The 17530-nt window shown below is 62.6% G+C and carries 20 protein-coding genes; 11 read left to right on the top strand and 9 right to left on the bottom strand.

Annotated features, from left to right (window positions below):
* Window position 1: 1 nt before the first annotated feature.
* The 4 genes from E9677_RS08250 to E9677_RS08235 all read right to left on the bottom strand — a co-directional run bounded on the left by E9677_RS08250 (window position 2) and on the right by E9677_RS08235 (window position 4359).
* Complete coding sequence (locus E9677_RS08250) at window positions 2-802, bottom strand: inositol monophosphatase family protein (RefSeq protein WP_136557618.1); 801 nt, start codon at window positions 800-802, stop codon at window positions 2-4.
* A 139-nt stretch (window positions 803-941) separates the two neighbouring features.
* Window positions 942-2207 (bottom strand): MgtC/SapB family protein, encoded by a 1266-nt coding sequence (locus tag E9677_RS08245; RefSeq protein WP_136557617.1) that lies wholly within the window; start codon window positions 2205-2207, stop codon window positions 942-944.
* 305 nt (window positions 2208-2512) lie between these two features.
* Entirely contained in the window at window positions 2513-3703 is a 1191-nt protein-coding gene (locus E9677_RS08240) for a tetratricopeptide repeat protein (protein ID WP_136557616.1), read from the bottom strand.
* Between the two features lie 8 nt (window positions 3704-3711).
* Window positions 3712-4359 (bottom strand): thiamine phosphate synthase, encoded by a 648-nt coding sequence (locus tag E9677_RS08235; protein WP_136557615.1) that lies wholly within the window; start codon window positions 4357-4359, stop codon window positions 3712-3714.
* A gap of 104 nt (window positions 4360-4463) precedes the next feature.
* Between E9677_RS08235 and E9677_RS08230 the strand changes: the two genes are divergently transcribed.
* Both E9677_RS08230 and E9677_RS08225 read left to right on the top strand, forming a co-directional pair.
* Window positions 4464-5240, top strand: a complete 777-nt coding sequence (locus E9677_RS08230) for a sulfite exporter TauE/SafE family protein (RefSeq protein WP_136557614.1) — start codon at window positions 4464-4466, stop codon at window positions 5238-5240.
* Between the two features lie 77 nt (window positions 5241-5317).
* On the top strand, window positions 5318-5578 hold the full coding sequence (locus E9677_RS08225; protein ID WP_136557613.1) for an ArsR/SmtB family transcription factor: 261 nt from the start codon (window positions 5318-5320) through the stop codon (window positions 5576-5578).
* Between the two features lie 147 nt (window positions 5579-5725).
* Here the strand turns inward: E9677_RS08225 and E9677_RS08220 are convergent, their stop codons facing one another.
* Window positions 5726-5902 carry a YdcH family protein gene (locus E9677_RS08220; RefSeq protein WP_112244271.1) on the bottom strand — a complete coding sequence of 59 codons (177 nt, stop codon included), beginning with the start codon at window positions 5900-5902 and terminating at the stop codon, window positions 5726-5728.
* 232 nt (window positions 5903-6134) lie between these two features.
* On the opposite strand from E9677_RS08220, the gene E9677_RS08215 reads away from it, so the two are divergent.
* The 6 genes from E9677_RS08215 (at window position 6135) to E9677_RS08190 (ending at window position 10117) form a co-directional block, all read left to right on the top strand.
* Window positions 6135-6338, top strand: coding sequence for a YdcH family protein (locus E9677_RS08215; RefSeq protein WP_136557612.1), 204 nt, complete (start codon window positions 6135-6137; stop codon window positions 6336-6338).
* Between the two features lie 18 nt (window positions 6339-6356).
* A complete protein-coding gene (purE, locus tag E9677_RS08210; protein WP_136557611.1) occupies window positions 6357-6857 on the top strand; it encodes a 5-(carboxyamino)imidazole ribonucleotide mutase in 501 nt (166 codons plus the stop codon).
* Window positions 6854-7918 carry a 5-(carboxyamino)imidazole ribonucleotide synthase gene (locus E9677_RS08205; protein ID WP_136557610.1) on the top strand — a complete coding sequence of 355 codons (1065 nt, stop codon included), beginning with the start codon at window positions 6854-6856 and terminating at the stop codon, window positions 7916-7918. Before purE ends, E9677_RS08205 begins: the two co-directional genes overlap by 4 nt.
* A 178-nt stretch (window positions 7919-8096) precedes the next feature.
* On the top strand, window positions 8097-8222 hold the full coding sequence (ykgO, locus tag E9677_RS08200; RefSeq protein ID WP_003497670.1) for a type B 50S ribosomal protein L36: 126 nt from the start codon (window positions 8097-8099) through the stop codon (window positions 8220-8222).
* A 113-nt stretch (window positions 8223-8335) separates the two neighbouring features.
* Window positions 8336-8971: a tetratricopeptide repeat protein gene (locus E9677_RS08195; RefSeq protein ID WP_136557609.1), complete on the top strand. Its 636-nt coding sequence runs from the start codon at window positions 8336-8338 to the stop codon at window positions 8969-8971.
* A gap of 75 nt (window positions 8972-9046) precedes the next feature.
* Window positions 9047-10117 carry an alpha/beta fold hydrolase gene (locus tag E9677_RS08190; RefSeq protein ID WP_235882889.1) on the top strand — a complete coding sequence of 357 codons (1071 nt, stop codon included), beginning with the start codon at window positions 9047-9049 and terminating at the stop codon, window positions 10115-10117.
* A gap of 58 nt (window positions 10118-10175) precedes the next feature.
* Here the strand turns inward: E9677_RS08190 and pyk are convergent, their stop codons facing one another.
* Both pyk and E9677_RS08180 read right to left on the bottom strand, forming a co-directional pair.
* The gene (gene pyk / locus E9677_RS08185) at window positions 10176-11615 is read right to left on the bottom strand and encodes a pyruvate kinase (RefSeq protein WP_136557608.1); all 1440 of its coding nucleotides are present in this window, start codon (window positions 11613-11615) and stop codon (window positions 10176-10178) included.
* On the bottom strand, window positions 11615-12004 hold the full coding sequence (locus E9677_RS08180) for a DUF1036 domain-containing protein (RefSeq protein ID WP_136558122.1): 390 nt from the start codon (window positions 12002-12004) through the stop codon (window positions 11615-11617). Before E9677_RS08180 ends, pyk begins: the two co-directional genes overlap by 1 nt.
* A gap of 302 nt (window positions 12005-12306) precedes the next feature.
* Between E9677_RS08180 and E9677_RS08175 the strand changes: the two genes are divergently transcribed.
* The 3 genes from E9677_RS08175 (at window position 12307) to E9677_RS08165 (ending at window position 13805) form a co-directional block, all read left to right on the top strand.
* On the top strand, window positions 12307-13116 hold the full coding sequence (locus E9677_RS08175; RefSeq protein ID WP_136557607.1) for an N-formylglutamate amidohydrolase: 810 nt from the start codon (window positions 12307-12309) through the stop codon (window positions 13114-13116).
* Between the two features lie 11 nt (window positions 13117-13127).
* On the top strand, window positions 13128-13433 hold the full coding sequence (locus E9677_RS08170; RefSeq protein ID WP_136557606.1) for a DUF1244 domain-containing protein: 306 nt from the start codon (window positions 13128-13130) through the stop codon (window positions 13431-13433).
* A 105-nt stretch (window positions 13434-13538) separates the two neighbouring features.
* Window positions 13539-13805 (top strand): DUF2312 domain-containing protein, encoded by a 267-nt coding sequence (locus E9677_RS08165; protein WP_054157131.1) that lies wholly within the window; start codon window positions 13539-13541, stop codon window positions 13803-13805.
* Window positions 13806-13880: 75 nt separating this feature from the next.
* Here E9677_RS08165 and E9677_RS08160 read toward each other — a convergent pair whose 3' ends face one another.
* The gene (locus tag E9677_RS08160) at window positions 13881-15758 is read right to left on the bottom strand and encodes a DUF882 domain-containing protein (protein WP_235882888.1); all 1878 of its coding nucleotides are present in this window, start codon (window positions 15756-15758) and stop codon (window positions 13881-13883) included.
* A 150-nt stretch (window positions 15759-15908) separates the two neighbouring features.
* Window positions 15909-17426 (bottom strand): sigma-54-dependent transcriptional regulator, encoded by a 1518-nt coding sequence (locus E9677_RS08155; RefSeq protein ID WP_136557605.1) that lies wholly within the window; start codon window positions 17424-17426, stop codon window positions 15909-15911.
* Window positions 17427-17530: the final 104 nt, after the last annotated feature.

Here is a 17530-nt window from a genome sequence, read left to right as displayed (position 1 = left end):
ATCAGGACTGCGGCACCGGACGGTTGACGACCTCTTCCAGAGCCTTGCGGATGTATTCGTTGCCGGCAAGCACGGTGCCGTTCTCGAACATGTCCTGGCCGCCCTTCATGTCGGAGACGAAGCCGCCAGCTTCCTTGATCAAGAGAATGCCGGCCGCGATGTCCCAGGAATTGAGCTGGGCTTCCCAGAAGCCGTCGAGACGGCCGGCCGCGACATAAGCGAGATCGAGTGCTGCAGCTCCCATGCGGCGAACGCCGGAGACTTCGCCCATCACGTGACGCAGTTCCACGAGGAACTTGCCGTGCTGGCCACGACCGAGATGCGGCACGCCGCAACCGATGACGCAATCGGAAAGCACCTTGCGCGCACCGACGCGGATGCGGCGATCATTGAGGAAGGCACCGCCACCCTTTTCCGTCGTGTAGAGTTCGTCGGTGGCCGGGTTGAAGATGACGCCGGCGACGATCTCGCCATTGCGCTCGAGCGCGATCGAGACGGCGAATTGCGGGATACCGTGCAGAAAGTTGGTCGTGCCGTCGAGCGGATCGACGATCCAGCGATGCGCACCGTCCGTGCCCTTGATCTCCTCACCTTCCTCGCCGAGGAAGCCATAGGTCGGACGGGACTTCAGCAGTTCCTCGCGCACGATCTTCTCGGCGCGAAAATCGGCCTGCGAGACGAAATCGCCAGGACCCTTCACGGAAACCTGCAGGTTCTGCACTTCGCCGAAATCGCGCGAGAGCGACTTGCCGGCCTTGAGTGCAGACTGGACCATGACGTTAAGAAGGGCGGAGCGAGCCATAGGTAGAATTCCTTGAAACTGGGATGCGCCGGAAAGCGGCAAGGGGCAAGCGCGCCTCGGCGGCGGTGTTTGGCGGGTTCAAGACCACAAATGCCGCTGGAATTCAAGGGGGATGGCCGCTGCGTTCCATGCGCCCTCGTCAGACAAGCCCTGCAGCGAAGGTCACGACAAAGCCCGAAACCAAAGCGAGCAGAGATATGGCGGCCAGCCTCAGTGCAAAGCCCCGGCTTCCGGCGGCCGCCGCGTAGACAACCTTGGCCAGCATGTTGGCCGTGACGGCTATTCCGATGGCGGTGGTCGCGACATCGAGCGGCAGGCCCGGCAGCATGCCGGCGACGGTGACAGTCATGGCATCGACATCGGCGAGCGCCGTCAGGCCGGAGACGATGTAGAGGCCTCCGTCACCGAGGATCTGGCTCGCTGCGCGTGCGACGAAGGCAATGACGGTGATCAGCAACGCCATCTTGATGACCTGCGAAAGTTCGAACGGATTTCCGGGCAAGTCTGCCTCGGACGAAGGGCCGGCCCGCGCAACGAGCGCGATCGCGCCCATCAGCATCAGACCTCCAGCGACTAGGAGCCCCGGCAACAGCCGTTCGGCAAGCGTTGGCGCAAGTGCAAAAAGCAGGAGCCCCGTCCGAATGAGGGAAACGCTTCCCGCCGCCATCGCGCCGGCAGATGGACCGGCAGCATTGGCGGCCAATTCGCTCTGGCGCGCCATGGCGAGCGTTGTGGCGGTCGAGGAGACGAGGCCACCCACAGCGCCGGCAATGAGATCACCGCGACCGCCACCGATCAGGCGAACGGCGACATAACCGACATAGGAGATGGATGCCAGCATGATGACGAGGATCACAATGCTGCGCGGCGACACTCCACCGAAGGGACCGTAGGGATCGGCAGGAATGAGCGGTAGCAGCACGAAACCCATGGCGAGCAGAATGACGGCCGAGCGCAGCTCGACCCAGGTCAGGCGCCGGATCGCGCCGTGCAGGAATTCCCGGCTGGCAAGAACGGTGACCATTGCGGCCCCTGCAGCGGATGCCACCGCCATCTCGCCGGTGACGGCGAGCGCGCCGAGCCCGAATGTGGTGATCCCCGCAATCACCGTCGTCGCGCTGAAAGAGCCTTCCGCCCGCGCCTCCATCAGGCCGAAGCGGAGCAAGACGACGGAAACTGAGATCAGGAAGCTCGCCACGATCAGGCCGGACAGGCTGCCCGGCGCGAGGACGGCATCGAGCAGACCCGCGAGCCCGCCGGTCATGCCGATCAGCGTGAAGGTGCGAATGCCGGCAATGCGGGCGCCTTCCGGCTCGTCGCGCTCACGCCAGTGTCGTTCTACGCCGACCGCCGCGCCGATCGCGATGGCGAGCCCGAGACGCTGGAAGATATCGATGAGATCCATGACCGCCGCCCTCCCCTTGATACCAAATCTCGATGATAGGAACCCATAGGATCGGCTCGACCGGCCTTGCTGGCTAGGAGAGATCCGAAGAGCGATGCTTTCGCATCGGTCAAGGAACTCGACAACGCCAGAGGGGCCGGGAAGCCGACCGAAGGTGGCTTATCGCAGCCCTCTGGCGTTGTTGCGCCGCTTGGCCGATGCGAAAGCATCGCCCGGCGCGCCGCGCCTAGCCAAAGACCTGCGATAAGCCATCCTATGGGCTCCTGTCATCGAGACTTGGTATACAGCGGCAGAGCGAGGCCGCGTCATGTCCGCCGGAACCGGTTGGCCCGATCGATGGCCTGCTTCTGCTGCTCTTCGTTGAGACCGAGGTAGAAATCCTCGAGACCGGGATCCTTGAGACCCGCGCGGCGCGACAGAACATACCACTTGGCGGCCTCGATCGAATCGGGCGCGGTGCCGAGCGCGTTGATGTAGAGATGCGCCAAGCGGTTCTGGGCCACCACATTGCCGCGGGCAGCAGCAATGCTGAGCCACCGGTATCCCGCCTCGTAGTCACGCGGACCGTTATAGCCGTTGACGAGCCAGAGCCCCATGTCGAGCTGCGCCGTATCGAAACCGGCGCGCGCGGCGCGCGTCATCCACTCCCGGGCGCGGGCCTTCTTCTCGTCCGGCACGTCCTTGAGCGCCGAATAGACCTGTGCCAGCGCGTATTGCGCGTCCGCAATGCCCTGTTCGGCCGCCTTTTCGTAGTAAGGCATGGCAGCGGTCAGCCCGCGAACGCCGGGCGTTCCGGCAACCAGGATCTGCGCCCAGTTGAACTGGGCCGAAGCATTGCCCGCATCGGCCGCGCGGCGCATGTAGTCGTCCGCCTTCGCCTTGTCCTGCGGGACTTCGCGGCCCTCCATCAGGAGCAGGGCATATTTGAACATAGCAGCCGGATCACCGCCCTGGGCGGCCTGACCATACCAGAAGGCCGCACCCTTCAGATCGCGCTTGACCCCGAGGCCCCGCGACATGATTTCCGCCAGCAGGGTCTGCGCGGCAGGATCGCCGAGCTGCGCACGCGGCAGCGCCCTATCGACGGCAGTCAGGAAGAGCCCGCGCTGGAAGGCACCGTAAGCGTCGTCGGGTGTTCCTTCGTAAGGCTTCTCCGGCGGGACGTCGGGCAGCGGCGTACCCATCCGCAGATAAATATTGATGCCCTGCAGCGCGTCGGGCTCACCACCCACCGTGGGCTTGTCGCCCTTGATCACGGGCGGAGCGGAATCCCTGTCACCGCGATCGAGCGTGTTCGCATCACCCGTGCTGCTGCTCGGCCGTGAACCGCGTTCGATCTCGCCCGCATTGTCAGGATCGGCCGGCATGATGGCCGGCGCATCGCCGATCTCGAGACCATCCTCGCTGTCTTGCCCCATCGCCGGACTGGCCAACGCAAGGCAGGCCCCGGCAAGCGCGGCGAGAATCAGGCGATGATGGGACAAGATTGGACGCATGAGGCGGTTCAATCTGCAAACCGTGGCGCTTTTTCGTCAAGCTCGGCATTCACCCGGGTCACAATCGCGGCAGCTTGGGAAGGATCGGCGAAGACCGCCTTGCCGAGCGCCACGAACTCCACGCCGCTTTCAGCGACGACCACGGCCGAAGTAGGGTCCTGCCCACCCATCACCATGCAGGGGATCTCAATCATCGACGACCACCATTCTCCCAGCGCCACATTCTTCGAATGGGCTTCCGGCTTGATGTCACCGTCGATCTTGCCGAAGAAGATGTAGTCCGGCTGGATCTCACCGATTTCAAGCGCATGGTGGCGGTCCATCGCATTGCCGCCGCCGACGATGAGCTTCGGCGTATGATTTTCGACTTCTTCGGCAAGCGCTGCGGCATTGCCCGAGACATGCAGACCGTCTGCTTTGACCCGACCGGCGACACGGCTGTTGTCGACGATGAGGGCTGCCGCCCCCGCTTCCTGAACCACGGGCACGAGCAGCTCGGCATGTTTCTGGAAAACCGTATCGTCCAGGCCGTATTGCGGGATGATCACCGAGGCGACGTCGCCGCCGCGCAGGGCATTGCGCAGCATCTCCGTGCGCTCGGCAGGATCAGCGATATCAGGAGTGATGAGGACGAGGCGGCAGCGATTTTCGGTCATGCGCGGTGTTTCCGTGTGCGGGACAGGTCCGTTTCTGCGGAAACCGTCCTCGTTTTCTCTGGATGAATCCGATAGACCGCTCTTCCGAAAGGATCAACCGCGCAATGCTGACAGACCCGAACTTCTATGCCGTCGCCATTCCCGCTGTTGCCCTTGTCGGCCTGTCGAAAGGCGGCCTCGGCGGTGCCTTCGCACTGATCGGCGTGCCGCTCCTCGCTTTTGCCGTTCCCCCCATGCAGGCCGCCGCGATCTTCCTGCCGATCCTGCTCGTCATGGATGCCGTCGCGCTCTGGGCCTGGCGCGGTTACAATGACAGAAGCACGCTTCTCGTGATGCTGCCCGGTGCCGTGATCGGCATCGCCCTTGGCTGGGCGACATCCACCTATGTCTCAGCCGATGCCATGCGTCTCGTCCTTGGAGGCATCTCCGTCGTCTTTGCGCTGAGATACTTCCTCGAAAGCTGGGCGGCTTACAAGGGACAGGAGACGGCGGCAGCCAGCCAGCGTCCGGTCGCAGGCTCTTTCTGGGGCTCGCTCGCCGGCTATGCGAGTTTTGTTGCCCATGCCGGCGGCCCGCCTTTCCAGATCTACGTCCTGCCGCTCAAGCTCGATCCGCTCACCTATACAGGCACATCGACACGGTTCTTCGCGATCCTGAATGCGATCAAGGTCATTCCGTACTTCGCGCTGGGGGAACTCGACAGCACCAACCTGACACTCTCGGCGGCATTGCTTCCGGTGGCGCTCGTGTCGACGCTCGCCGGCGCACGCCTCGTCCACCTCCTGAAGCCGGCCGTCTTCTATCCGCTCATGTATGGCATGGTGCTGCTGGCCGGCGGCAAACTGCTCTATGACGGGGTTGTCGGCGTCTTCGGTGGCTGACCTATAGGTCATCAAAGCCCATGCTGCAGCGCACATGAGCGCTTGCCGCAGACCGACCTTTGACATAGGCTTTCACCATGACGAACGCAGACCCGTTCACCGCGATCGCAGACCCGAACCGGCGACACATCCTCGAGGATCTGCGCCGGGGTGAAAAGACCGTGAACGAACTTGCCGGCCAGCTGCCGATCAGCCGTCCGGCCGTCTCCCAGCATCTGAAGGCATTGCTGGACAGCGGGCTCGTCGACGTTCGCTCGGAAGGCACCCGCCGCATTTATTTCATTCACCGCCCCGGCTTCGACCGGATGAACATGTGGCTCGACCAGTTCTGGTCGTGAGCCTTCTCCGGCATTTTCGCTGCAACAGACAAAACAAAAGCCCCGAAGTCGAAAACTCCGGGGCCTAGATGGGTTGTTGGCTGCTTCATGAATACATCGGGATCGGTCTTGGGTCCGCCAGACCCCGGCGCAGCCGGAAGGGAGGTATCAGTGGCGTGTGGTCGCCCTCACGCGTTCCATTTCATCCTTGAGGCGCAATTTGAGGCGCTTGAGTTCGGCAATATGCCGATCATCGACGGAGGGGGATGCAAGCGCGTCATGGAGCTTCTCTTCGAGGGCTCCATGCTTCTTCTGCAGCGATTCAAGATGAGCCTGTATGGTCATTTGATGCGTCCTTCCTTATCGCCTACCTCCAGCCCTCATCCGCTGGAGTTTCAGGCTTTGCGAAGATAATGTGACACGAGAAATGCGGTTTGTCGAAGGCGAATTGGGCAAAAACGACCGTGAAAATCGAAGACAAGGATAACTTCCCGTTACCGGTATTTGGTGATAGGAGCTTGCGCGAATCTTCCGGGCATCCTTAAAGGATGGGCAAACGGCGATATGGGGAACAAGCATGGCCGATCAGGAACAGGCTGACGTTCGGCTCTCTCTGGCACGGCTGCGCCAGGAGCATGAAGACTATGATGCCGCGATCAACGCCATGATCTCGGTCGGTTGCGATGCCTTGCGTGTTCAGCGGATGAAGAAGAAGAAGCTGTCGATCAAGGACAGGATCACAGCACTCGAAGACCAGATCATCCCCGACATCATTGCATGACGGCAGAAGGATAGCCTGATGACAGCAGAGTGCCCGCCCGTCGCCATCATCATGGGAAGCCAGTCCGACTGGGAGACCATGAAAAATGCGGCCGACACGCTCGACGCACTCGGCGTCTCCTACGAAGCCCGGATCGTCTCGGCACATCGCACGCCCGACCGCATGGTTGCCTTCGCCAAGGGCGCCCGTGACGAAGGTTTCAAGGTGATCATCGCCGGTGCCGGTGGCGCTGCCCACTTGCCCGGCATGGTCGCCTCGCTCACCACCTTGCCCGTCTTCGGCGTACCGGTTCAGTCGAAGTCGATGTCTGGCCTCGACAGCCTGTATTCCATCGTGCAGATGCCAGCCGGCATTCCCGTCGGTACGCTTGCGATCGGACGGGCTGGCGCCGTGAATGCAGGCCTGCTCGCCGCCCGCGTGCTCGCCGTCTTCGATGACGAATTGGCCGAACGTCTCGACGAATGGGTCGAGCGCCAGACCGCATCCGTTGCCGAGTATCCCGTGGATGAGGCCCCATGACGATCCGCACCATCGGCATCATCGGTGGCGGCCAGTTGGGCCGCATGCTGGCCATGTCTGCCGCTCGTCTTAACTTCCGCACCGTCATTCTCGAGCCTCAGGCTGACAGCCCGGCAGCCCAGGTGGCCAATCAGCAGATCACGGCAGCTTACGACGACCCGGCAGCGCTCGCCGAACTCGCCCGCCTCTGTGACGTCATCACCTATGAATTCGAAAACGTGCCGGTCACGGCAGCTGAAATGCTGGCCGCCAGCATCCCGGTCTATCCGCCGCCGAAGGCACTCGAAGTCGCCCAGGACCGGCTCACTGAAAAGCGCTTCCTCAACGCGTCCGGCATCGAGACCGCCCGTTTCCACGCCGTCGACAGCCAGGCCGATCTCCAACGCGCCCTTGCCGACTTCGGCGGGGAAGGTGTCTTGAAGACCTGCCGCCTCGGTTATGACGGCAAGGGCCAGAAGGTCTACCGAATGGGTGATACTGCGGAAGGCGGCTACGAGGCATTGGGATCCGTCCCGCTGATCCTCGAAAGCTTCGTGCCCTTCGTCCGCGAAATCTCGATCATCGCCGCGCGCGGCACCGATGGCGAAATCCGCTGCTACGACCCAACTGAGAACGTTCACCTGAACGGCATCCTGCATACCTCCACCCAACCTGCCGCCATTACGCCTGAGACGGCGAGCGCGGCCCGCGAGGCAGCGACCAAGCTGCTCGACGGCCTCGCCTATGTCGGCGTGGTCGGAATGGAGTTCTTCATGCTTGAGGATGGCAGCCTGATCGCCAACGAGATTGCGCCCCGCGTCCACAATTCCGGCCACTGGACGGAGGCCGCCTGCATCGTGTCGCAGTTCGAGCAGCACATCCGCGCGGTGACCTCTCTCCCGCTCGGCGACACCGTGCGTCACTCCGATTGCGTGATGACGAATCTGATCGGGGACGACATCGATTCTGTGCCAGCCTGGCTCGCAAAGCCGAACGTGCTCGTTCATCTCTATGGCAAGACGGAAGCCCGCCCAGGCCGCAAGATGGGCCATGTCACCGAAATCCTGCCGTTTCGCGACTGATTTTCCCGGTTTTTTAGCCTGATGTGTCCCGCATTTTCCGCCGGGCATGTTGACATCAAGGCCTCCCTCGGGCTAATTGCCGCCAACTCTTCAGGGGCGCGCCCGGCGGCGCGCTTTTGATTGTTTGATCACAGTGGGTGAATGACACATTCCCCGACAATCGTTGTGGACCAGAAAAATGAAGATCAAGAACTCGCTGAAAGCGCTTAAAGCCCGTCATCGCGACAACCGTCTGGTTCGCCGCAAGGGCCGTGTCTACATCATCAACAAGCAGAACCCGCGCTTCAAGGCTCGCCAGGGCTGATGCCCCGGGATCTCAGGATCCCATGAGCCAGACGGACTGCCCGCCGCATCTGCGGCGTGATGATATCGGAAATTTGAGTTTGAAAGACGGCGCTGAGGGACTACCTTCCCTGAATGCGCCGTTTTTCATTTCGACTCGCCCTCACTCTCCCGCTCATCCCCATCCTGCTTTTTGCCGGAACCGCATCCGCGCAGGCACCGGAAGAGCAGGACGGAAATCAGGCAGCCCAGGCCCCCGTCGAGCAGGTCCCGCTGAGGCCGCCGGCCAAGCCGAAAACCGTCGATGAGCTGCTCGCAGACCTGAAGCGGGAGCGCGATCCGCAGGCCGCCCGTCAGATAGCCAATACTGCCATGGCCACCTGGAGCGATTCGCCGAGCCCAACGATCAATCTGCTGATGCAGTGGTCCGCCAAGGCGGCAGCGGAAAAGCGCAATGCCGCCGCCCTCGACTTCATCGACCAGGCCATAACGCTCAAACCGGATTTCGTCGGCGCCTGGAATCAGCGCGCCACGCTGCATTTCAGCATGGGCAACTATCAGAAATCCGTTTCCGACATCGAGAAGGTGCTGGATCTCGAACCCCGTCATTTCGGCGCCATCGCAGGCCTCGCCGGCATCCTGACCGAGCGTGGCAGCAAGGACGGCGCCTTGAAGGCCTGGGAACGCTACCTCGAAGTCTTCCCCGCCGACCGCGAGGCCCAGGAGATCGTCTCCAAGCTCTCAGAGGAACTGGCTGGCCAGCGGACGTGAGTCCGGCTTCCCTTGACGAACGGCACTGCAGCACGATCTTCTGCAGATAACATTCGTTTGCGGAAGCTGCCCTCTGTGTTCACCCTCCCCCGTATCGGCCTCTCCTTGCTCTTAATCCTCCTCCTTATCATCGTCGCCCTCGTAGCCCTCGCCATTGCGACCCAGATCCGTGCGCGCGCCGTCGAGGCTGAGACGCCGAACATCGGAGAACTGACCGATGTCGGCGGCTTTCGCCTGAACGCCCTCCACGTCCCCGCAGGGCCCGACGCAGACCTGCCGCCGATCATCTTCATCCATGGCGCCTCAGGCAATCTACGGGATCAGGCGGGCGCCTTCCTGGAGCCTTTGCGGGGCCGCGCCGAACTTCTGTTCGTCGACCGGCCAGGGCATGGTTATTCCGAACGCGGCGGCCCCGAGAACGACACGCCGGAGGGACAGGCGAACGCCATTGCCGGCCTCATGGAGCAGAAGGGCATCGAACGGGCGATCATCGTCGGCCATTCCTTCGGCGGAGCCATCACGGCAAGCTTCGGCGTGCTGCATCCGGACAAGGTCGAGGGCCTCATCTTCCTCGCTGCCGCGACACATCCATGGCCGGGCGGCGTCGATTGGTACTACCATCTCGCCTCCGCGCCCGTCATTGGACCGATCTTTTGCCACACGCTGGCGCTGCATGCCGGCATGATGCGCATCGAGGCCGCGACAGACCATGTCTTCGCCCCCAATCGGCGCCCCGAGACCTATCTCGAAGACACCGGCCCGGCGCTCGTGTTGCGCCCGTCCGCCTTCCGGTCCAACGCCAAGGATGTGGCCGGTTTGCACGCCTATGTCACAGCCTTCTCGCCGCGCTACCGCGAGATCGCGAAACCGACGGTGGTCATCACCGGCGACGCCGATGAGATCGTGCTGGAGGAAATCCATTCGAAGGGCCTCGCCCGCGACATCGCCGGATCCGAACTGATCTGGATCGAGGGCCTTGGTCATAAGCCGGATTATATCGTGACGGATATCGCCATCGCCGCGCTAGAGAAAATTGCGGGACAAGAACGCGATTTGCAGTCCATGGCCCGGGCGGCGGAGCCACGCCTGGCCGCCACGCGGGTCGATCCAAAGGGCGACGCGCCTTCCCTGCAGGCAGGGCAATAGGCCAGATGAAAAAAGCCGCCCGAAGGCGGCTTTTGCAATTCAGCATATGGCCCGGGGATCAGATCCCCGACTGGCCGTCCGAGCCGATATAGGCGATGCGCAGCATGTTGGTCGAGCCGGGTGTGCCGAGCGGCACGCCGGCCGAGATGATGACGCGGTCACCCGGCTTGCCGAAACCTTCATCGACGACGATACGGCAGGCGCCGTTGACCATTTCATCCAGATCCGTCGGCTCGGAGGAGACGACGCAGTGCAGGCCCCAGACAACCGACAGGCGGCGAGCGGTCTGGATGACCGGCGACAGCGCGATGATCGGCACTTCCGGACGCTCGCGCGAGGCGCGCAGGCCGGTATTGCCCGACGACGTGTAACAGACGATCGCCTGCAGCTTCAGCGTCTCGGCGATCTGACGGGCGGCGAGCGAAATCGCATCGGCGCCGGTTGCTTCCGGCTGGGCGCGCTGAGCGTAGATGATGCCGGGATAATGCGGCTCGCGTTCGATCGTCGCGGCAATCGAGGCCATGGTGGCGACGGCTTCGACAGGATACTGGCCGGATGCCGATTCGGCAGACAGCATGATTGCGTCGGCACCTTCGAAGACGGCGGTCGCGACGTCGGAGACTTCCGCGCGGGTCGGAACAGGCGCGGTGATCATCGATTCCAGCATCTGGGTCGCGACGACCACAGGCTTGCCTTCGCGGCGGCAGGCACGGATCAGCTGCTTCTGAATACCAGGAACGCGCTCGAGCGGCATCTCGACGCCGAGGTCGCCACGAGCGACCATCAGGGCATCAGAGAGCGCGATGATCTCGTCGATGCATTCGATTGCCTGCGGCTTTTCGATCTTCGACATCAGGCCAACACGGCCCTTGGCGATCTTGCGCACTTCGGCAAGGTCTTCCGGCCGCTGGATGAAGGAGAGTGCGACCCAGTCGACGTCATTGGTGGCGAGCACGGCATCGAGGTCGGCCCGGTCCTTGTCGGTCAACACGCCGGTGGCGAGAATGGTGTCGGGCAGGCTCACGCCCTTGCGGTCAGAGATCTTCGTGCCTGACACGACTTCGGTGACGATCGTCTTGCCGTCGCATTTCACGGCCTTCAGATGCAGCTTGCCGTCATCGATCAGCAGACGGTCGCCCGGCTTCACGGATTCGAGAATTTCCGGATGCGGCAGGTAGACGCGGGTCGCGTCGCCGGGCGCCTCGTTGCTGTCGAGCGTAAAGGTCTGGCCGGGCTTCAGCTCGACGGCCGTTTCGGCAAACTTGCCCACACGCAGCTTCGGTCCCTGCAGGTCGGCGAGGATGCCAATCGGGCGACCACAGGCGGCCTCGACATTGCGGATGCGCTGAATCAGTGTCCGCAGCATCTCATGGCTCGAATGGCTCATATTGATGCGGAAAAGATCGGCCCCGGCTTCGTGGAGCTTCCGGATCATCGTCTCGTCGGAAGAGGCGGGACCAAGCGTGGCGAGGATCTTTACTTTGCGGTTGCGCTTCATCAGTTCTGGCTTTCCTGGGTGCCCGACGTATCGGATAGCTGGACCATCCAGCTCCCCTGCCTGCCGGTGTCGTATTCCTTGAATCCCATCTGCTGATAGCCGCGTGCGAAGCAGTCCTTCACGCCGACGATCTTGAACTCGTTTTCGGCGACACACATGTTGATGTCACCGGTCCAACGACCACCGCGGGCAGCATCCTCAGCATAGAGATAATAGTATCGCGATTGGAGTTCGCCTTCGATCAGGGTGGCGCAGGTGCCGGCCGGAACTTGCCACCAGCCTTCCGTGATCCAGCCCTCTTCCGCCCGGTAACCGACAGCCGCTCCGACGAGATTTTGCGTGCCGTTGCAGACGCGAAACTCGGCCTGGGCGGCAGAGGCTGCAAGCATCGGCGAAAACAGCGCACCCGCGATCAGGAGGGGCTTCAGAAAACGTGCCGCGGCACGGTCGAAAGTCTGTCTGATCTGGTGATGCACGATTGCCGCCGGAACTCCAAAAATGCGCATAGGATGCCTTCTTGCGATGCTGACCAGAGAATGTCAACGCAACTCTAATCGATTATATTTTCTGTCTTTGGCCAGTACTGGAACCTTTATGTGCGATCTTGGCACAAACGTGACAGCCATGAAAGCTTGCGCTCCCCCATTCCCCATGCGATCAAGCGCTTGTAGCAGCTGATGGCTTCAAACTGATGAATGTTTCCCCTGTTTTCGAGATATTGGATGGCCGCTTCGATGCTGGCCTCGTGCTTCTGGCCGACCACGCGACGAACCATGTGCCGGAAAAATATGGTCGATTGGGCCTGCCCGACAGCGCCTTCGGCCGGCACATTGCCTATGACATCGGCATAGAACCGCTGACACGGACGCTCGCCGCACGGCTCGGCGTTCCCGCCGTCATGTCGCACTTCTCCCGCCTGCTGATCGATCCGAATCGCGGCGAGGACGATCCCACCATCATCATGCGGATTTCCGACGGCGCTATCGTGCCCGGCAACCACCCGATCACCGCAGAGGAATGGCAGCACCGCATCGAGACCTACCACCGCCCCTATCACGGGGCCGTCTCGGAGGTCATCGCGAAGGTCGCCGAAGCCTCGGGCAAGGCACCGCTCGTTCTCTCTCTGCATTCCTACACACCCGCCTGGAAAGGCGTGCCTCGGCCCTGGCATGCGGCCGCGCTCTGGGACACGGACGAACGGGCCGTGCGCCCGCTGATCGATGGCCTCGAAGCATCGGGCGACATCCTCGTCGGCGACAATGAGCCCTATGACGGCGCCTTGAAGGGCGACACCATGTATCGCCACTGCATGATGACGGGCATGCCGCACGCGCTGCTGGAAGTCCGGCAGGATCTGATCGCAGACGAGGCCGGCGTCGCATCCTGGGCGGACCGCCTCGCACCGATCTTCGACCGCCTCAATGCCGACCCGAAACTGCACGAGTATCAACTCCATGCCTCGCGCACCGGACCCTATCCATCCACACCCGTCGCGCCCTGAAGGAGAGAGAGATGACGCTCCCGAACAAGGACCAGCAGACCGAACTCGAAGCAGCGGCCTTTCGCCGGCTCGTCTCGCACCTTCGCAATCGTGCGGATGTGCAGAACATCGATCTGATGAACCTCGCCGGCTTCTGCCGCAACTGCCTGTCGAACTGGTATCTCGACGCCGCCAAGGACAAGGGTCTCGACCTCACCAAGGACGAAAGCCGTGAGATCGTGTACGGCATGCCCTATGACGAGTGGAAAGCAGTCCATCAGCGCGAGGCGAGCAGCGACCAGCAGCAAGCCTTCGAGGAAAACCGGCCCAAGGAATGATCACGGCCGCAAGCTTTGGGGCTTGACGCGGACGCCGCTTCGCGGCACGTGATCGCCACGAAACCCATCCCGAGAATGCCATCCCTGCAATGAAGGAGATTGCCCATGTCTGATGCCGCCCACGGCGTCGCCCGCGACCAGCTCCGTGCCTTTGTCGAACGCATCGAGCGCCTGGAAGAAGAAAAGAAGACCATCGCCGACGACATCAAGGATGTCTACGGCGAAGCCAAGTCCATGGGCTTCGACACGAAGATCCTCAAGAAGGTCATCGCACTTCGCAAGAAGGACGACCAGGAGCGCATGGAAGAGGACCTGATCCTCGACACCTACCTGGCAGCGCTGGGCATGATCGAGAGCCCGCCGGAAGGCTGAGCCTCTTATCGCAAGCCAACAAAAAACCCGCCGATCCGGCGGGTTTTTTTGTCTGCAAATCACTGGCGCTGAAGATCAGGGAGCCCCGAAGCGGCTCGGATCAATCGTCGTGGCGTCGAGACGGAATCCATCAGGAATGGCCGTTGCCGGTGCCACGAGCGAGCGCGACACGACGCGGGGTGCCTTGACCGGCTTGGTCACCGCTTCGAACTTGCCCTGGTTCAATGCCCACTGCTCGATCATGCCCTTGGTCAGCTTGGTACCGCCATACATGGCCATGTGCGCACGTTCGGCGTCTTCCTGGCCGGGGCGTCCGCCCTTCTTGGGCATGGTCGCTTCGGCATTGGGCGCAGCGTCGGACGGTGCGTCGAACATGTCGCCGAACTGTGTGGTCACCTCCTCCACGGAAGCGTCCTGCGGGATCGATGCGACCTCCACCGGCTTCTGGCTCGGAGCGGGTGCAGCCGTCAGGTTAGCCTGGGTCGGTGCGCTCGACGGAATGGGGGCTGCCATTTCCGGGATTGCGCTGTCTTCGAGGGCGGCGGCGGCCTCCGGTGACAGTATGGCCTGCTCGACCTCATCCACTTCAGCTTCGGCTTCGGCCTCTGCCGTGGCGAGCAGTGCTTCTGCGACCGCCGGCCGTGCCGTCGGAACCGGAACAGCCATTCCTTCTGCGCGCAGCATTGCTTCCGCATTCGGATCGATCGAAGCGGTCATCACGCCCTGCTCCGCGTCACCGGCCTGCGGCCGCGGATTGAGCAGCGTCGGAACCGGCACAGTCATCGAAGCGAGATCGGGGAATTCATCCGTCGGCTGTGAGGCCGGCGTCGCAACGCCGCTCGCGACCTGCTGAAGGGCATCCTCTGCGGCGTTGCGGGGAGGCTGATAAAGGGCAACGGCGAGACTGTTGTCGGCCGGACGCAGCGAGGGACGGGCCTGCGGTACGGGCGCATCCGCAGCATCGACACCCGGAAGGGCAGCGACCATAACGGGTTCGGACGCCGTGACCACGGGCTGCTGGCGCGGCGCGGCAGGAGCCTGCTGCGGCGAAGCGATCGACGGACGCTGTGCGGGTTCCGGAACATCCTCGACTTCGTCTTCGTCACCACCGCCGAACAGCATGGCGAGGAAATTGCGCGGACGCGACGAGGACTTTTCCTCGGCGATCATGACCGTGTTGCCGGAGGCCACGCGACGCTTGTATTCGGCCAGCGCCTGCTGGTAACCCGGCAGCGGCTTGCCGTCGGAAGGAATGTGGACGGTCTTGCCGTCCGGGAAGAGACGCGCGAGGTCCTGACGGTTCATGCGTGGCCAGGCGCGCACGCCGGCAACGTCCATGTGCACGAAGGGCGAACCGGATTTCGGATAATAACCGACGCCGCCGGCCTGCATCTTCACGCCGAGTTCGCGCAGCGTCTTGAGCGCCACACCTGGAATGTAGAAGTCCATCGCCGTGCCGCGCATATGCTGGCTTTCCTTGGCGACACCCTTCGAGCGCGAACGCAGCATCGAGTTCGTGGCCGGAGAACGATAGGCGGAGACGACCTTGATATAGCCCTTGGCGCGGGATTGGCGATAAACCTCCCAGACGAGGTCGAAGAGGCGCGGGTCCATCTTCGTCGGCTCGTTGCGGCGCCAGTCGCGGAGAATGTAGTTGAGCTGCTTCAAACCCTTGGGGTCGTAGCGGCCATTGCGCTTGAAAGTGATCGAGGCGCGCTCGCCGGTGTGCACGAATTCGATGTTGAGCGTGCGGCTCTCAGCGCTCGCCACTCCGGCACTCCCGAGAAGGCCACCGAGCCCCATCAGAAGTACGGCGAACAGCGAAACCAGCAGCCGCGCTGCCAACTGCGCAGACGCAAGCCGGGTTTTGCGCCCGCTTTGCGTATGGAGCGCGTTGATATCCTGCGATGCCTGCAATGCAATCCCCGTCCGAAAGACTACGTCCCATGCCATTCGAATGAACGTCAAATGCGGTCATACCATGGCAAATTTGCCACATCCGCACAAGCCGTCCATTTATAGTGAACGCTTGACTAACAAATGCTTAGCCCTTGGGTAAGCGATTAAGCTTACCCCAGAGTTAACAGGGACGATTGAGGCAGATCAAGCGGCATCCCTTTGCGGGTCGTCGGGGTCGATTCCATAGTCTTTCAGCTTGCGGTAGAGCGTCGAGCGGCCGATTCCAAGCTTGCGCGCCACCTGGCTCATCTGGCCACGGTAGAATTTCAGCGCGAAGCGGATCAGCTCCTCCTCGATTTCGGCCAGCTTGCGCACATTGCCGGCTTCGTCGGTGCTGACGATGACATTGCCCTGGGCCGCGCCACCAAAACCTGTGGATGGAGCCGAGTAGCTGCCGGAGAAGGCGGCCGCACGTTCAGCCAAAGCAGCCTGAACCTTGGCGATCGGGCTCTGCTCCGGCACGGCCGGGTGCTGATCGATTCCGATTGCACTGCCGCGGTGGCTGTTCACCTGGGCAGCGATCTGGGGGAAGTCTCGCTCCCTGAGGCTCGTTCCGTCGGCAAGCACGACAGCGCGGAAGATGGCGTTTTCGAGCTGACGCGTGTTGCCCGGCCAGTCGAAGGAGGTGAGGAGCGCCAGTGCCGAGGGATCGACTTGAAGCGTACGCGGCAGGCGCTGCTCCAGCGAGAAGCGCTCGACGAAGGCGCGTATCAGGTGCGGAATGTCTTCCTTGCGGCGGCGCAGGGAGGCAATGGTAATCGGGAACACGTTCAGCCGATAATAGAGATCTTCGCGGAAACGCCCGGCCTTGACCTCTTCGATGAGATCCTTGTTGGTCGCGAGGATCAGCCGAACATTGGCTTTTGCCGGCCGCTGCTGCGCGCCGCGATGGATCTCGCCCGTCTGGGCGATCTCGAGCACGCGGCTCTGCCCGGCGGGCGGCAGTTCGCTGATTTCCTCTATGAAGAGAGTGCCGCCATCGGCCTCCATGACCTTGCCCGGCAGCTGCTCGTTTCCGAACAGGACTTCTTCGATCAGGCTGGGCGAGATCGCATTGCAGTTGACCGGCACGAAGGGACGCGCCGAGCGATCGCTGGCGGCATGGATCGCACGCGCGACGAGTTCCTTGCCGACGCCGGCCTCGCCTTCGAGCATGACGGGGATCATAGATTGCGCCGCCCGACGACCGAGTTCGACCACCCGCGACATGGCGGCACTGGCAGCGACCACATCCGAGAAACTAACGGAGCCGCTGCGGGCCCGACGCGGGGTGCGGCCCTGCAGGCTGGTACGGTGGATCTTGAGCGCGGATTCGATCGCACCGATCAGACGTTCCTGGGTGATCGGCTTGACGAGAAAGTCGAAGGCGCCTGCGCGAACGGCGTTGAGCGCCGTTTCCGTCGCCCCCTCCGCCGTGCCGACGATCACGGGCACGGCCGGATTGATCTGCCCGAGCAGAGGGATCACCGTCGGGTCTAGCCCGTCCGTAGACCCCGCGTCGATCAGAACCAGACCGATCGTATCGCCATGCCGGCGGAAAAGCTCGATACCGGCATGCACCGTATCTGCGAGATGGACCGTGTGGCCGTGCGCTTCTATCGCAGCCTTCATGCTGCGGCGCTCGGCGGCATCTTCATCGATGAGTAGAATCTGTGCAGTCAACTTGCGCTCCCCGAGGCTGTTTTGGCGCATTTGCGCTCCTGGGTTATCGCGGTGACCCTGCCAGAAAGGCCTGAAGATGTTCTTGGAAGAAAGCCTAGCATTTT

Source organism: Peteryoungia rhizophila (assembly GCF_004912145.1).
GTDB classification, from domain to species: Bacteria; Pseudomonadota; Alphaproteobacteria; order Rhizobiales; family Rhizobiaceae; genus Allorhizobium; species Allorhizobium rhizophilum.
This window is presented reverse-complemented; position numbering and strand designations above follow the sequence as displayed.

Coding starts and splice junctions, on each gene's coding strand:
- E9677_RS08250 (WP_136557618.1), bottom strand. CDS start 802: ATGGCTCGCTCCGCCCTTCTTAACGTCATGGTCCAGTCTGCACTCAAG.
- E9677_RS08245 (WP_136557617.1), bottom strand. CDS start 2,207: ATGGATCTCATCGATATCTTCCAGCGTCTCGGGCTCGCCATCGCGATC.
- E9677_RS08240 (WP_136557616.1), bottom strand. CDS start 3,703: ATGCGTCCAATCTTGTCCCATCATCGCCTGATTCTCGCCGCGCTTGCC.
- E9677_RS08235 (WP_136557615.1), bottom strand. CDS start 4,359: ATGACCGAAAATCGCTGCCGCCTCGTCCTCATCACTCCTGATATCGCT.
- E9677_RS08230 (WP_136557614.1), top strand. CDS start 4,464: ATGCTGACAGACCCGAACTTCTATGCCGTCGCCATTCCCGCTGTTGCC.
- E9677_RS08225 (WP_136557613.1), top strand. CDS start 5,318: ATGACGAACGCAGACCCGTTCACCGCGATCGCAGACCCGAACCGGCGA.
- E9677_RS08220 (WP_112244271.1), bottom strand. CDS start 5,902: ATGACCATACAGGCTCATCTTGAATCGCTGCAGAAGAAGCATGGAGCC.
- E9677_RS08215 (WP_136557612.1), top strand. CDS start 6,135: ATGGCCGATCAGGAACAGGCTGACGTTCGGCTCTCTCTGGCACGGCTG.
- purE (WP_136557611.1), top strand. CDS start 6,357: ATGACAGCAGAGTGCCCGCCCGTCGCCATCATCATGGGAAGCCAGTCC.
- E9677_RS08205 (WP_136557610.1), top strand. CDS start 6,854: ATGACGATCCGCACCATCGGCATCATCGGTGGCGGCCAGTTGGGCCGC.
- ykgO (WP_003497670.1), top strand. CDS start 8,097: ATGAAGATCAAGAACTCGCTGAAAGCGCTTAAAGCCCGTCATCGCGAC.
- E9677_RS08195 (WP_136557609.1), top strand. CDS start 8,336: ATGCGCCGTTTTTCATTTCGACTCGCCCTCACTCTCCCGCTCATCCCC.
- pyk (WP_136557608.1), bottom strand. CDS start 11,615: ATGAAGCGCAACCGCAAAGTAAAGATCCTCGCCACGCTTGGTCCCGCC.
- E9677_RS08180 (WP_136558122.1), bottom strand. CDS start 12,004: ATGCTTGCAGCCTCTGCCGCCCAGGCCGAGTTTCGCGTCTGCAACGGC.
- E9677_RS08175 (WP_136557607.1), top strand. CDS start 12,307: ATGAATGTTTCCCCTGTTTTCGAGATATTGGATGGCCGCTTCGATGCT.
- E9677_RS08170 (WP_136557606.1), top strand. CDS start 13,128: ATGACGCTCCCGAACAAGGACCAGCAGACCGAACTCGAAGCAGCGGCC.
- E9677_RS08165 (WP_054157131.1), top strand. CDS start 13,539: ATGTCTGATGCCGCCCACGGCGTCGCCCGCGACCAGCTCCGTGCCTTT.
- E9677_RS08160 (WP_235882888.1), bottom strand. CDS start 15,758: ATGGCATGGGACGTAGTCTTTCGGACGGGGATTGCATTGCAGGCATCG.